Consider the following 14,390-nt stretch of genomic DNA (forward strand, 5'->3'; position numbering starts at 1 on the left):
GAGTGGGGTATGACGCAGGGACATCCGCCGTCACCGTCTCATCTTGGGTCGTCCATGTCGATGAAGTGGTCGAGTTCGACCAGCGCGCGGTGGACCTCCGCGACGGAGCTTTCGTCTCCGGCCTGCTGGTAGGCATCTTCGAGCTGCTGCAGGATCACGCGAACCGAGCGCGAGTTGCCCAGCGCTTCCTCTGCACGCCACGCGCGCTCGAGCCAGGTGCAGCCGGTCTCGAGGTTCCCGGATCGCACGCCGATTGTGCCGAGCACGCGCAGGGCGAGCGCACGACCGTAGGCGTTGGCTTCCTCTTCGCAGATCGCCAGGCTCCGCACGCCGAGGGTTTCCGCCCAGGTGAAGTGGTCCAGCTCGACGAGGGCACGAGCCGCGTCGTACAGCCCACGCGCTTCGCGAACAGTGTTTCCGCGGCGCCGGGATTCCTTCGCTGCGCGGAATCCCCATCCGAGGGCTTCGAGGGGTTCGTCCGAGCGAAGGCACAGTTCGGCCATGGCGTGCTGGGTCGACGCCGCCTGGCTCGTGTCACCCAGGGACGTTTCCCGGTTCAGCGCCGCGAGAAGTTCTTCCTTCGCCCGGCCGAGCTGACCGACGTCGGCCAGCGCCCGGCCCAGGCCGCGCCGACACTGGGCCTCCATCGATGGGTCGCCTTCGATCGCGGCCCGGAGCGCGCGTTCTTGGACGGCGAGCGTCTTCGAGACGTCCTGCCGCCAATAGAGGTAGGTGTTGACACACCAAGCGAACCGGGTCGCGAAGGCGTGGTCGCGGGCGTCGAAAGCCTCATCCATCAGGCGAACCATGGACGGGGTGATCGCGCTGAACCAGGCGAGCGCTTCCGGGACCGTGAACCTGATTTCGTTCGCGATGGTCTCCGGTACCTCACCCACGTCGATCGGGTGCCGGTTGGGGTCGATCGTCCGGTCGGCGGCGAAGCAGAGCGCGAGGTAGGTGGTGCGAACCTGCTGGGCGATCCCGGCCAGCAGGTCGTCGTCGAGCACCTGCGCGCGGGTTTCGGTCAGGTACGCCCGGATGATGTCGTGCATACGGTAGTGCCCCGGGCGGACCTCGTCGATCAGGGAAACGAGGCTGAGAGCCCGAAGGTACCGGTCGCAGGTGTACTCGTCGTGGCCGAGGACGAGCCGGAGTACGAGGCTGGACAGCTCGGTTGTCGGCAGCATCGAGGCGACGTAGAGCACGTATTTCGTCTCGGCGTCGAGGTCCTCGACCGACCATGAGACGACCTTCCCGATTTCTATCCCGAGTTCGGCGTCGTCGATGAACCGGAGGGGGGTGTCGCCCGCCTGGATGCCCCGGAGCACGTCCCCGAGGTCCCAGGTGGTGTGCAGCGCGAGCTTGGCCGCGACGATGGCCAGCGCCAGGGGGTGCCCCTCCAGCAGCTCGACGATCCTGGCCGCGGTTCGCGAATCCTTTCCGACGCGGACGAACCCCACTCGTTCTGCGAGGAGTTCGACTCCTTCTTCGACGCTGAGCAGGGGTAGTTTCAGGACGTGGGCCTGGTGATGGACGATCATTTCGGGGATGGCTCTGCGGCTCGTGACGATCAGGCTGGCTCCCATGCCGGGGATCAGTTCTTGGATGTCATCGTAGGACGACACGTTGTCGACGATCACGATGGTTCTCTTCCCGGCTGTCGCGCCGCGAAATGCGTTTCCCCAGCCGGTCTCGTCCGAGAGGTCGGAACCACCGCTTCCGGCCGCCGCTAGGAAGGCGCGCAAGGCGTCCCGGGGTTCCACGTGCGGCGCGTTCGAATAAGCCCGCATGTCGACGAAGAACCGACCGTCGGGATAGTCGTCGAGCCGGGCGTTCGCCCAGGCCAAGGCCAGGGTGGTCTTGCCGGATCCGGCCAGGCCCCAAAGCATGCAGCACCGGGAGCTGTCGGCGGCCATGGCGTCGTCCATCGCCTGGAGTAGGTGGGATCGGCCGATCAGCCTGCCGATTCCACCCGGGAGCATGTGGGGCGGGTCCGGGCGGTTCGCCGCCGAATGGACGTAGATGGGCCCGGACGACCCTACCTGGAGGAGTTGGTTCGCGGCCAGGCGTTTCGCGATATTGCGCGACGTGCTTTCGCCTTCGGAAGTCAAATGGTGATCCCTCCCGCACACGGAGCGAGCGCGGCCGGGTAGACGTCCTCCGCCACGGATCACCGTCCCTTCCCGAAGAAAGCAGACCAAACCGGAGAGGGCGTGTCAACCTGCCGTTCTTCAAGATTTGCACCGGCACCGGTCCCTGGCGGGGCTTGACACCCAATGCCACGAAATGCCACGTCGAGGACTTCGAGTGCCTCGACGTGGCATTTACGGCCTTCGCGTGAGTCCTACTTGCCGAACCCGGCCCGGCGAAGCGCGTCCGCCATCGAGCCACTGCCGCCCGACGACGAGCCGGAGTTGCCACCCCGGCCGCCACCGCCACCGGAGCCTCCACGCTGGCCGCCGCCACCGGAACCGCCCCGGCGCTGGCCGCCACCGCCGCCGCCCTGCTGACCCCGGTCACGACCGCCACCGCCGCCGCCGCGGTTGCCGGACTGAGCGCCCGGCTCGTCGTCCAGGCGCAGCGTCAGCGAGATCCGCTTTCGCGGCACGTCGACCTCGAGCACCTTCACCTTCACGATGTCCCCGGGCTTGACGACCTCGCGCGGGTCCTTCACGAAGTTCTTCGACAGCGCCGAAACGTGGGCCAAGCCGTCCTGGTGCACACCCACGTCGATGAACGCGCCGAACGCCGCCACGTTCGTGACGACACCCTCCAGGCGCATCCCCGGCTTCAGGTCGCCGATCTTGTCGACACCCTCGGCGAACGTCGCCGTCTTGAACGCGGGTCGCGGGTCGCGGCCCGGCTTGTCCAGCTCGGCCAGGATGTCCGTCACCGTCGGGAGGCCGAACGTCTCGTCCACGAAGTCGGCCGGACGAAGTGACGACAAAGTCCGCGTGTTGCCGATCAGCGCGCGCAGGTCCGTGCCCGTCGTGGTCAGGATCCGGCGGACCACCGGGTACGCCTCCGGGTGGACCGACGACGAGTCGAGCGGGTCGTCGCCGTCCGGGATGCGGAGGAAGCCCGCGCACTGCTCGAACGCCTTGGGGCCGAGCCGCGCGACTTCCTTCAGCGCCGTCCGCGAACGGAACGGGCCGTTCGTGTCGCGGTGGGAGACGATGTTCTCCGCCAGCCCGGTCGTGATGCCCGAAACCCGGGTCAGCAGCGGCGCGGACGCCGTGTTGACGTCGACGCCGACCGCGTTCACGCAGTCCTCGACCACCGCGTCGAGCGAGCGGGACAGCGAGACCTCGGACAGGTCGTGCTGGTACTGGCCGACGCCGATCGACTTCGGGTCGATCTTCACCAGCTCGGCCAGCGGGTCCTGCAGCCGCCGGGCGATCGAGACCGCGCCGCGCAGCGAGACGTCCATGTTCGGCAGCTCCGCCGAGGCGAACGCCGACGCCGAGTACACCGACGCGCCCGCCTCGGACACGATCGCCTTGGTCAGCTTCAGCTCCGGGTGCTTCTTGATCAGCTCCTGGGTGAGCTTGTCCGTCTCGCGCGACGCCGTGCCGTTGCCGATCGAGACCAGGTCGACGTGGTGGCGGGCGCACAGCGCCGCCAGCTCGGCGATCGACTGGTCCCACTTGTTGGCCGGCTGGTGCGGGTAGATGACGTGGGTGTCGACGACCTTGCCGGTCGCGTCCACGACGGCCACCTTGACGCCGGTGCGGAAGCCCGGGTCGAGGCCCATCGTGGCGCGGGTGCCGGCCGGGGCGGCGAGCAGCAGGTCGCGCAGGTTGGACGCGAACACGCGCACGGCGTCGTCCTCGGCCGCCTGGCGCAGCCGCATCCGCAGGTCGATGCCCAGGTGCAGGAGGATCTTGGTGCGCCACGCCCAGCGCACGGTGTCGTTGAGCCACTTGTCGCCCGGGCGGCCCTCGTTGGTGACGCCGAACTTCGCGGCGATGCGCGTCTCGAACTGGGTCGGCCCGACCTGCGGCTCGTCGGTGGGCTCGTCCGGCGACATCGTGAGGTCGAGGACCTCCTCCTTCTCGCCGCGCAGCATCGCGAGGATCCGGTGCGAGGGGAGCTTGGTGTAGGGCTCGGAGAAGTCGAAGTAGTCGGAGAACTTCGCCCCTTCCTCCTCCTTGCCGGAGCGGACCTTGGCCACCAGGTGGCCCTGGCCCCACATCTTCTCGCGCAGGTCACCGATCAGGTCGGCGTCCTCGGCGAAGCGCTCGACGAGGATCGAGCGGGCGCCGTCGAGGGCGGCCTGCGCGTCCGGGACGCCCTTGTCGGCGTCGACGAACACCGCGGCCGCGGCCTGCGGGTCCGTGGTCGGGTCGTTCAGCAGGCCGTCGGCCAGCGGCTCGAGGCCCGCCTCACGCGCGATCATCGCCTTCGTGCGGCGCTTCGGCTTGAACGGGAGGTAGATGTCCTCCAGCCGCGACTTCGTGTCCGCGGCGAGGATGGAGGCTTCGAGGGCCTCGTCCAGCTTGCCCTGGCTGCGGATGGACTCGAGCACCGCGAGCCGCCGCTCGTCGAGTTCCCGCAGGTAGCGCAGCCGCTCTTCGAGCGTGCGCAGCTGCGCGTCGTCGAGCATGCCGGTGACTTCCTTGCGGTACCGCGCGATGAACGGGACGGTCGAACCGCCGTCGAGCAGCTCGACGGTGGCCTTGACCTGTCCTTCGCGCACGCCCAGTTCTTCGGCGATCCTCTGCTCGACCGACACGCTCACTGCAACACGCTCCTGCTTCGCCTTCGGTGGATCCGATCCTCACATTCTGCCGTTCCGACCACCCCGACTTTCGGATGGGGCTCCTTGACAACGAGATTGGTCTAGTCCATTTTGTGGTGACCTGCCTCACGACCAGTGGAGGTCGCCCCGTGGTCCCCAAAGCCCGTCTAGCCCTTTTGTCGTTACTTTCCGCGGTCGCGCTGTGTCTCGGCGTGACGTTCGTGCTCGCCGGCAGCGCTTCGGCGGCCAACATCCTCGCCAACCCCGGCTTCGAGTCCGGCACCTCGGGGTGGACGTGCACCGCCGTCCCGACCGCGGTGAGCACCCCGGTCCACAGCGGCAGCCGGGCCCTGAGCGCGACGCCGACGTCGTCGGACAACGCCCAGTGCTCGCAGACGCTCACCGTCTCGGCCAACACCGCCTACAAGCTGTCCGCCTGGGTGCAGGGCAGCTACGTCTACCTGGGCGTTTCCGGATCCGCGACCACCAGCACGTGGACGCCCGGCACCAGCGGCTACTCGCAGCTCTCGCTGAACTTCACGACCGGCGCCAGCACGTCGCTGACGGTCTACCTGCACGGCTGGTACGGCCAGCCGACCTACTTCGCCGACGACGTGAACCTCGACGGCCCGGGCACCCCGCCGCCGACGACGCCCACGACGCCGACCACCCCGACGACCCCCACCACCCCGCCGACCACCACGACTCCGCCGACGACGACCACGCCGCCGCCGACCCAGGGTGACCTGCCCAAGCACGTCCTCACCGGCTACTGGCAGAACTTCTACAACGGCGCGAAGGCCCTCAAGCTGGCCGACGTCCCGACGAAGTACAACATCATCGCGGTGTCCTTCGCGGACGCCACCGGCACGCCGGGCGCGGTGAGCTTCACGCTCGACTCCGGCCTGTCGTCGCAGCTCGGCGGCTACACCGACGCGCAGTTCAAGGCCGACATCCGGACCGTGCAGGCGCGCGGCCAGAAGGTCATCATCTCCGTCGGCGGCCAGAACGGCACGATCAGCGTCGGCGACTCGAACTCGGCGAACAACTTCGCCAACTCGATCAAGTCGCAGATCACGAACTACGGCTTCGACGGGGTCGACATCGACCTGGAGAACGGCGTCAACGCCACCTACATGGGCCAGGCGCTGCGCAGCATCTACAACGGCGGCGGCAAGGTCATCACGATGGCGCCGCAGACGATCGACATGCAGTCCACCGGCGGTGGCTACTTCCAGCTCGCGCTGAACATCAAGGACATCCTGACGATCGTGAACATGCAGTACTACAACTCGGGCACCATGCTCGGCTGCAACGGCAGCGTCTACGCGCAGGGCACGGTCGACTTCCTGACCGCGCTGGCCTGCATCCAGCTGCAGGGCGGGCTGCGGGCCGACCAGGTCGGGCTCGGGCTGCCGGCGTCGTCCCAGGCGGCCGGCGGTGGTTACCAGGCCCCGGCCAACACGGTCTCGGCGCTGAACTGCCTGGCCAAGGGCACGTCGTGCGGCTCGTTCAAGCCGTCGGCGACGTACCCGACGATCCGCGGCGCGATGACGTGGTCGATCAACTGGGACGCGACCGCCGGGTACGCGTTCTCGAACACGGTGTCGGCCGGGCTCGCCGGCCTGCCGTGATGCGAACGCCATGAAGGGGCCCTTCCGGACCTGGTCCGGAAGGGCCCCTTCATGACACCCCCAGCCGCACGCGCAGACCCCCCGGCCGCGCGCCCGTGGCCCCTACACTGCAGGACAGCGTGTGCAGGTTCGTTGCGGAAACGTGGAATCCGCAGGTCGGGGCAGATCCGGGAGGGAGCGCGGTGGTGCGGTTCGGCGTACTCGGCACCCTCGAAGCCGAATCCGGCGGGGCCGCTCTCGACATCGGCCACGCGCGCCAGCGGTACGTGCTGGCGGCGCTGCTGGCCGACCCGAACCGGCCGGTGCCGCCGGACCAGCTCGTCACCCGCGTCTGGGGCGGGAACCCGCCGCACCGCGCGACGGCGACCCTGCGGAGCTACCTTTCACGGCTGCGGGCCGCCGGGTGCGCGATCGACCGCACCGCGCACGGCTACGTGCTGCGGGCCGATCCGGCGTCGGTCGACCTGCACCGGTTCCGGGCGAAGGTGGCCCGGGCGCGGACGGCGGCCGACGACGTCACGGCGGCGGAGCTGTTCGACGAAGCACTGGCGCTGTGGCGCGGGGAGCCGTTCGCCGGTCTGGACTCGCCGTGGCTGGCCGGCGTCCGCGAGGGGCTGGAAGCCGAGCGGCACGCGGCGCGGCTGGACCGCCACGACGTCTCGCTGCGGCTGGGCCGGCACGCGGACCTGCTGGCGACGCTGCCGCAGCTGGCCGCGGCGCACCCGTTCGACGAGCGGCTCGCCGGGCAGCTGATCCTCGCCTACTACCGCAGCGGGCGGCAGGCCGACGCGCTCGCGCACTTCGAAGGCGTCCGACGCCGGCTGGTCGAGTACCTGGGCGCCGACCCCGGGCCGCGTCTGCGTGAGCTGCACCGGCGGATCCTCGCGGGTGACCCGGGGCTGGAGCCGCCGCTCGCCGCACGGCCGGAGGTTCGGACGGGGTCGCTCATGGAGCTGGCCGCCATCCGCGCCGTCGCGACGTTGCTGATCGTGGCGCGCGAAGGGGACTTCGAGGCCGCGGCCTGGCGGGTGCGCAGCACGGCGGACGCGCTGGAGAAGGAGATCGGCGAGCTGGCGGCCGAGATCGGCGGGCCGCTGGTGGTACTCGACGACGGCGACGTCCGGCTGACGGAGCTGGGGGAGCGGCTGCGGACGGGTGCCCGCGCGGGCGTGGCGGAGCTGGCGGCGATCTTCGCCGAGACCCGCGTGTCCGGGCGCCGGATCGCCGGCAGGCTGCGCGTCGGTTACGTCGCGAGCCTCGGCGGCGACCTGGTGAACCGGCTGACGGCGGAGTTCGAGCGCCGGCACCCGGCGTGCCGCGTCAGCCTGACCCCGATCCGCATCGGCGCCCGCTGGAACGAGCACGACCTGCTCGAGGAGGGTGACCTCGACCTGGTGCTGCACTGGGCCCCGGGCGGCGACACGCGGTCGTTCGACCTGCCGAACCTGCGCACGGGCCCGCCGCTGCTGTCCCTGCCCCGGGGCCTGCTGATGCCCGAGGACCACCCGCTGGCGTCCCGCACGACGGTGACCCTCGAGGACATCGCGGACTACCGCCTGCTGGACCCGAGCAAGTCCCTGAACCCGGTGGCCCGCGACGGATGGGCCCCGCCGCGGACGCCGTCGGGCCGCCCCATCCCCCGCACGGACGACGACGTCCCCCAGCTCATCGGCCGCACCCGCATCGGCCCCGAGGACATGCTTTCCCTGGTGGCGCGTGGAATCGGCCTGCACATCACGGTGCTGTCCCTGCTGGAGCGCTACCCGTTCCCGGGCCTGACGGTGGTCCCGGTGACGGACATCCCGCCGATGATCGCGGTCCCGGTGTGGCGAGCGTCGGAGGAGAACGAAGCGATCCGCGAGTACGTCACGGTGACGACGGAGCTGACGGCCGAAACTGTCGGTGACCCCGGATAAACTGGCGACATCGGGGGAGCCGCACGCCCGCCCGCGCTGGTGAACCGGCCTGTCAGGTCACTTGGGCACCAGTGGCAGCCGCAGCGCGCCCGGTGCGTCCGCGGGCACCACGGGACTGCGAGGCGCCACCGCCGCCACCCGCTGGTACTCCGCACCCAGCGAAGGCCGCGGATCCGCGTCACCGTGGTTCGGCCAGAAGGCCATCGCCCGCTCCGCCTGGGCCGTGATCGTCAGCGACGGGTTCACGCCCAGGTTCGCCGAGATCGCCGAGCCGTCCACCACGTGCAACCCCGGATACCCGTACAGCCGCTGGTACGGATCGACCACCCCGGTGGAAGGCGAGTCGCCGATCGCGCAGCCGCCGATGAAGTGGCCCGTGATCGGGATGTTCGCCAGGTCCGTCCACGCGCCCTGCGGGAGGCCGCCGATCTTCTCCGCGACCCGGCGCGTCACCTCGTGGCCCGCCGGGATCCATGAAGGGCTTGGGTCCCCGGCGCCCTGCTTGGTCGTCATGCGCCGGCCGAACAGGCCGCGTTTGGTGTACGTCGTCACGGAGTTGTCGAGCGTCTGCATCACCAGCAGCCCGATCATCCGCTCCGACCAGCGCCGCGGGTTGTGCAGCTTGACGACGTTCCGCCGTTGCCGCCACAGCTCGCGCGCCCCCAGTACCCACCGCCGCTTACCGGTCTGAGCGTCCACCAGGACCGTCGTCATCAGGCCCATGAAGTTGCTGCCGCGCCCGTACCGCACCGGCTCCACGTGCGTCACGGCGTCCGGGTGGATCGACGACGTGATCGCGATACCACGCGTGTAGTCCGTGTCGTCCCGCAGCGACCGCGCGGCCAGGACCGCCTCGGAGTTTGTCCGCGCCAGCAGTCCGAGACGCGGCGACAGCTCAGGCAACGTCCCGTTGTCGCGCAGGCGATGCAGCAGCCGTTGCGTGCCCAGGGAGGCCGCGGAGAACACCACCTGTGACGCGGTGAACGTCCGGCGAGCCCGGCGTCCGGTGCGCACGGTGTCGACCGCGTACCCGCCCTCGATCGGCCGGACGGAAACGGCCGTGGTCAGGGGATGCACCACGGCACCCGCCTTCTCGGCCAGGTAGAGGTAGTTCTTGACGGTCGTGTTCTTCGCGCCGACGCGGCAGCCGGTCATGCACTCGCCGCACAGCGTGCACTTCTGCCGCAAAGGGCCGGCGCCGCCGAAGAACGGGTCCACTCCGGACTGTCCGAAGTAGACTCCGACGGGCGTTCGCTGATAGGTGTGCCCGATGCCCATGTCCTCGGCCACCGACTGCAGCACCCGGTCCGCGGCCGTCGTCGCCGGGTTCTCGACCACGCCGAGCATCCGCTTCGCCTGGTCGTAGTACGGCGCCAGCTCGTCCTTCCAGTCCGTGATGTGCGCCCACTGCGGGTCGGCGTAGAACTTGTCCGGCGGCTCGTACAGCGTGTTCGCGTACACCAGCGAACCACCGCCGACACCCGAGCCGCTCATCACAAAGGTGTTCTTCAGCAGCGTCAGCCGCTGGATGCCGAAACAGCCGAGTTTCGGGGCCCACAGGTACTTCCGCAGCCGCCACGACGTCTTGGCGAACTCGTCGTCGGCGAACCGTCGGCCGGTCTCCAGCACGCCGACGCGGTAGCCCTTCTCGGTCAGCCGCAGGGCGGTGACGCTGCCGCCGAACCCGGAACCGATCACGAGCACGTCGTAGTCCATCACGCCACCACCCGGAAGTCCGCGGGGTCGAGCCGCCGGGTCCGGCGGTCGTATTCGGTGACCAGGCCCGGCCAGTTGGTCGTGACCCGGCCGTCGGCCTGGCGGTACCAGCTCGTGCACGCGCTCCACACGCTGTGGCCCAGCCGCGCCTGCACCTCGTCGTCGTAACGCGCTTCGACCTCGGGATGAACGTCCAGATAGGACACTCCAGGACGCGCCAGTTGCTCCACGGCCTGGCGGATGTACCGGGCCTGCCGCTCGATCATGTAGATGATGGAGCCGGCGCCGAGGTTCGTGTTCGGCCCGTAGACGCAGAACATGTTGGGGAACCCGGGCACGGTGATCCCCAGGTAGGCCCGCGCGCCCCCCGCCCAGGCGTCCTTCAGTGGCCGGCCGTCCAGCCCGCGCACGTCGATCTGCCCGAGGAAGTCGGTCGCGGCGAACCCGGTGCCGTAGACGATGACGTCCGCCTCGTGCTCGACGCCGTCCTCGGTCCGGACGCCGGCCTCGGTGATCTCACTGATCCGCGCCGTCTCGACGCCGACGTTCGGCTGCGCGAGCGCGGGCAGGTATTCGTTGGTGAAGAGGATCCGCTTGCAGCCCAACGGGTAGTCCGGGGTCAGCTTGCCGCGCAGCGCCGGGTCCTTGATGTGCCGGCGGCGCAGCTGCGCGGTCCGGAGCTCGAACATCTTCGCCAGCACGGGGTGGCGCGTCATCGCGTACGTCGCGTACTCGGCGAGCAGGAAGATCCGCAGCCGGCCGAGCAGCTGCGTCGGCGGCAGGTGCTCGAACAGCCAGTGCTGCCAGCCGTGGTAGGTCGGATCCGACTTCGCCAGGACGTACGGCGGCGTCCGCTGGAAGACCGTCACGTGCTTCGCCCGCTTGCGCAGCTCGGGGACGAACTGGACGGCGCTGGCCCCGGTCCCGATCACGGCGACGCGCTTCCCGCGCAGGTCGACGTCGTGGTCCCAGCGCGCCGAGTGGAAGGCGGCTCCCGCGAACCGGTCCCGCCCGGGGATGGCAGGCAGGACCGGCCGCGACAGCTGCCCGACGGCCGGGACGAACACGTCGGCCTCGAACGTCTCGCCGGTCTTGGTCTCGACGCGCCAGACGCCGCCCTCGAACGCGGCCCCGGTGACCTCGGTGCCGTACCGGATGTGCGGCTCGAGGCCGTACTTCGTGATGACACCGCGCAGGTAGGCCAGGATGTCCGGCTGGTACGAGAACCGCTTGGGCCAGCGCGGGTTCGGTTCGAAGGAGAACGAGTAGAGCGGCGACGGGATGTCGCAGGCGGCACCCGGGTAGGTGTTGTCCCGCCAGACCCCACCGGGCTCGGCCGCGCTCTCCAGGATGGTGAAGTCGGTGAACCCGGCGCGCTTGAGCTCGATGGCGGTGCCGATGCCGCCGAACCCGGTGCCCACGATCAGCACCGACGGCCCCTTCGCCGAACCAGTCATGCTGAAGAAAGCTACCCATCCGGGGCCTGTGACAACAGGACACGAACGGTCACGCGATCGAGATTTCCGGCCACGCGAGGTCGCGTCCGGACGCATCACGCCAGTACGCGCACCTCGTGCGTCTCCGCGCCCGGCTCCGCCCAGCTCAGCAGCCGCGCCGCCGCGCTTTCCAAGGCCTCCAGATCCCGCTTCGGCAGCTTCTCGAACGGCGTCAGTTCCACCACCGCCGCCTTGCGGTCCTTCCGCAGTTCCCACAGGCCGCGGACGTACCCACCCGCTAGAAGCGTTCCCTTGACCAGTCCGTTCTGCGTGATGACGCGCTTGCGGTGCTCGTCGCTGATCACCCGGGTGCGGTCGGCGTACGACAGGATCGTCTGGTCGAACGGCCCCAGCAGCCGCGGCGGCGCCGGGACGTCCTCGTCCGGCACCGTCAGTTCCGGCAGGTCGATCAGTTCGCGGCCGTCCGGGTCGCGGTAGTGGCGCAGGTCCATCTCCGCCGCGACCTCGCCCAGCCGGGTGATGCCCGCCCACGCCTGGACGTCCGCCACCGACGCCGGGCCGAACGCGCGCAGGTACCGCGCGATCAGCGAAGCGGGTGACGGCGCGGGCAGAGGAGCGCCCACCCACTCGTCGAGGCAGGCGTACGTCGTCTGCCCGGCCTTGCCCCAGATCGCCCGCGGCGGGACCTGCACCAGCGGCAGCCGTCCCCGGGCGAGGTGGGTGAGGGACGCCGTCGCGACGTCCGGCCACCGCCGCGCCAGCTCGGCGCCCAGCGCGGTGCTCGACAGCGGTGACTCGGCGAGCAACTCCCGCGCGGCCGCGGCGACGACGTCGTGGTCCAGCCCGGTCAGGGCCGCCGCGTGCAGGGTGTTCTGCTTGAGGTCGCGGTCGTAGAGCCCCTGCACCACCGGCCGCCACGCCAGCGCGTCCGCCGCGGTCACCAGGTGGACCGTGCCGCGCATCAGCGCGATCCGGACCACCCGCCGGCTCTCCAGCAGCTCGGCCAGCTCCTGTGGCTTGAAGCCGTGCAGCCGCGCCCACAGCGCGTAGTACGGCGGGAACGGCGCCTGCGCCTGCAGCCCGGCGAGGTGCTCCACCGCCTCGTAGGCGGACATCTTCGCGCGGCGCAGCAGCAGCTGGCGCTCCAGTGTCGCGCGGTTCAGCGCCCGTCGGCTCAACGTCGTCACAGCGTCACCCTAACGATCACCCCGGACAGTTCCGGTCCTCGATTCGACGCGCCGGAGGCCGTGATCCATACTTCCGGCCATGGCCGAGCTCGCAGCACCCGCCGTCGGGGACTGGGACTTCCCGCGCGGCACCGCGAGCATCGAGCTGATGACCCGGTTCGCCGCCGACCGCGGCCTGGCCGCCGGGCGCCTGCTCTCGGCGACGTCGCTGTCCCCGGACCTGCTCGCCGACCCCGCCGCGCAGGTCGACGCGCGCCAGGAGCTCGCCGTCGTCCGCGCTCTGGCCGCTTTGGACGGTTCGGACGCGGCGGCACTCGAGCTCGGGCGCCGGTACCGCGTCACCACCTTCGGCATCTTCGGGTTCGCCTGCATCAGTAGTCCCACCCTGCGCGACGCGATGCTGTTCGCGCTGCGCTACTTCGACCTGAGCTTCGCGTTCTGCATCCCGCACGTCGTCACCGAGGGCGACCGGATCATCCTGGAGCTGGACGACCGCCGGGTGCCCGCCGACGTCGCCCGGTTCCTGGTGCTGCGCGACCTGTCCGCGATCTTCGCCGTGATGCGCGACCTGCTGCCCGAGATCGCGCTGGACGACCTGAGCTTCCGCCACGAAGCGTCCACAGTGGACGCCTACGTGACGGCGTTCGGGATCGAGCCCCGGTTCGGCGCCGACGCCTGCCGCGCCACCCTCGACCTGGCGTTCCTCTCGCTCCCGCTCCCGCAGGCCAACGAGCAGACCGTCGCGCTCTGCGCCGCGCAGTGCGAGGTCCTCGTCGCCCGCAAGCGGCAGCGGTCCGGGATTTCCCAGCAGGTGCGCGAACGCCTGGTGCGCCTCGGTGGCGTCGACGCCGGGATGGACGAGATCGCCCGCCAGCTCACGCTCAGCACCCGCACCCTGCGCCGGCGCCTGGCCGAGGCCGGGACGAACTACCGCGCGCTGGTCGACGAGGTCCGCCAGGCGCTCGCCGAAGAGCTGCTCGACACCGGCGTGCTGTCCGTCGAGGACGTCGCGTACCGGCTCGGGTACGCCGAGGCTTCGAGCTTCATCTACGCGTTCAAGCGCTGGACCGGGATGACGCCCGCGGCGTTCGCCCGCCGCTTCCGCGCCGCTCGTCAAGCACCGCCGGGTAGGTGAGCTTCAGCAGGTTGAGGATCGAATCGGTGAGGAACACACGCAACGCCGTCCGGTCCAATGTGCCGCGGATGAGCCATTCCCGCGACGCCGCCCGCAGCATCCCGCCGAACGACCGGATCATCGCGCGCAGCTCTTCGCGGCCTTCGGTCACGTCCGTCATCAACGCGGCTTCGAGCACCCGGTCGGCGGCGATCTCGTCGGCCTCCAGCATGATCCGCTCGATCTCCGGGTCGCGGCCCGCCGACTCCGGCCCGATGGCGGTCAGCCAGGCGTCGCGGTTGCGGTCCACGACGTCGATCCAGCGTTCGACGCCGATCGCCAGCCGCTGCTCCATGGTGGTGTCCGGCAGCGCCTCGGTGACCGGCGCCGGCACGATCATCATCTGCCGCACCACTTCCAGGTACAGCTCGCGCTTCCCGCCGAAGTAGTGGTTGATCAGCGGGCGCGCCACCCCGGCCGCGGCGGCGATGTCCGAAGTGGACACCGACGCGTAGCTGCCGGCACCGAAGAGCCGGCGGGCGGCGGCGAGGATCTCGGCGCGCCGCTCGGCCGGTTCGAGCCGACGTCTCCGTGGCCGCGTTCCGCTGGTCATCCGCTCAGCCTC

The 14,390-nt window shown here is 70.3% G+C and carries 9 protein-coding genes; 3 read left to right on the top strand and 6 right to left on the bottom strand.

Annotated elements, in window-relative coordinates:
• Nucleotides 1-38 precede the first annotated feature (38 nt).
• Nucleotides 39-1,928: an NB-ARC domain-containing protein gene (locus tag ACIOD2_RS23145; RefSeq protein WP_400541433.1), complete on the bottom strand. Its 1,890-nt coding sequence runs from the start codon at nt 1,926-1,928 to the stop codon at nt 39-41.
• A 416-nt stretch (nt 1,929-2,344) separates the two neighbouring features.
• The gene (locus ACIOD2_RS23150; RefSeq protein ID WP_400541436.1) at nt 2,345-4,741 is read right to left on the bottom strand and encodes a Tex family protein; all 2,397 of its coding nucleotides are present in this window, start codon (nt 4,739-4,741) and stop codon (nt 2,345-2,347) included.
• 149 nt (nt 4,742-4,890) lie between these two features.
• Between ACIOD2_RS23150 and ACIOD2_RS23155 the strand changes: the two genes are divergently transcribed.
• A complete protein-coding gene (locus ACIOD2_RS23155) occupies nt 4,891-6,375 on the top strand; it encodes a chitinase (protein WP_400541439.1) in 1,485 nt (494 codons plus the stop codon).
• Between the two features lie 185 nt (nt 6,376-6,560).
• Complete coding sequence (locus ACIOD2_RS23160; protein WP_400541442.1) at nt 6,561-8,291, top strand: BTAD domain-containing putative transcriptional regulator; 1,731 nt, start codon at nt 6,561-6,563, stop codon at nt 8,289-8,291.
• A gap of 57 nt (nt 8,292-8,348) precedes the next feature.
• On the opposite strand, the gene ACIOD2_RS23165 is transcribed toward ACIOD2_RS23160, so the two are convergent.
• The 3 genes from ACIOD2_RS23165 to ACIOD2_RS23175 form a co-directional block, all read right to left on the bottom strand.
• Complete coding sequence (locus tag ACIOD2_RS23165) at nt 8,349-10,007, bottom strand: GMC oxidoreductase (RefSeq protein ID WP_400541445.1); 1,659 nt, start codon at nt 10,005-10,007, stop codon at nt 8,349-8,351.
• Nucleotides 10,007-11,464, bottom strand: coding sequence for a flavin-containing monooxygenase (locus ACIOD2_RS23170; protein WP_400541448.1), 1,458 nt, complete (start codon nt 11,462-11,464; stop codon nt 10,007-10,009). The genes ACIOD2_RS23165 and ACIOD2_RS23170 overlap by 1 nt, the downstream gene beginning before the upstream one ends.
• 95 nt (nt 11,465-11,559) lie before the next feature.
• Nucleotides 11,560-12,651: a winged helix DNA-binding domain-containing protein gene (locus ACIOD2_RS23175; RefSeq protein WP_400541451.1), complete on the bottom strand. Its 1,092-nt coding sequence runs from the start codon at nt 12,649-12,651 to the stop codon at nt 11,560-11,562.
• Between the two features lie 79 nt (nt 12,652-12,730).
• Here ACIOD2_RS23175 and ACIOD2_RS23180 point away from each other — a divergent pair, with 79 nt between their 5' ends.
• Entirely contained in the window at nt 12,731-13,786 is a 1,056-nt protein-coding gene (locus ACIOD2_RS23180) for an AraC family transcriptional regulator (protein WP_400541454.1), read from the top strand.
• On the opposite strand, the gene ACIOD2_RS23185 is transcribed toward ACIOD2_RS23180, so the two are convergent.
• Nucleotides 13,707-14,378 (bottom strand): TetR/AcrR family transcriptional regulator, encoded by a 672-nt coding sequence (locus tag ACIOD2_RS23185; protein ID WP_400541457.1) that lies wholly within the window; start codon nt 14,376-14,378, stop codon nt 13,707-13,709. The two genes, ACIOD2_RS23180 and ACIOD2_RS23185, sit on opposite strands and share 80 nt — an antisense overlap.
• Nucleotides 14,379-14,390 lie beyond the last annotated feature (12 nt).

Source organism: Amycolatopsis sp. NPDC088138, assembly GCF_044741685.1.
Taxonomy (GTDB): domain Bacteria; phylum Actinomycetota; class Actinomycetes; order Mycobacteriales; family Pseudonocardiaceae; genus Amycolatopsis.

What these genes read in the sequence shown, in the direction of transcription:
- ACIOD2_RS23180 (WP_400541454.1), top strand. Translation starts at nt 12,731, where the DNA reads ATGGCCGAGCTCGCAGCACCCGCCGTCGGGGACTGGGACTTCCCGCGC.
- ACIOD2_RS23185 (WP_400541457.1), bottom strand. Translation starts at nt 14,378, where the DNA reads ATGACCAGCGGAACGCGGCCACGGAGACGTCGGCTCGAACCGGCCGAG.
- ACIOD2_RS23170 (WP_400541448.1), bottom strand. Translation starts at nt 11,464, where the DNA reads ATGACTGGTTCGGCGAAGGGGCCGTCGGTGCTGATCGTGGGCACCGGG.
- ACIOD2_RS23165 (WP_400541445.1), bottom strand. Translation starts at nt 10,007, where the DNA reads ATGGACTACGACGTGCTCGTGATCGGTTCCGGGTTCGGCGGCAGCGTC.
- ACIOD2_RS23145 (WP_400541433.1), bottom strand. Translation starts at nt 1,928, where the DNA reads ATGGACGACGCCATGGCCGCCGACAGCTCCCGGTGCTGCATGCTTTGG.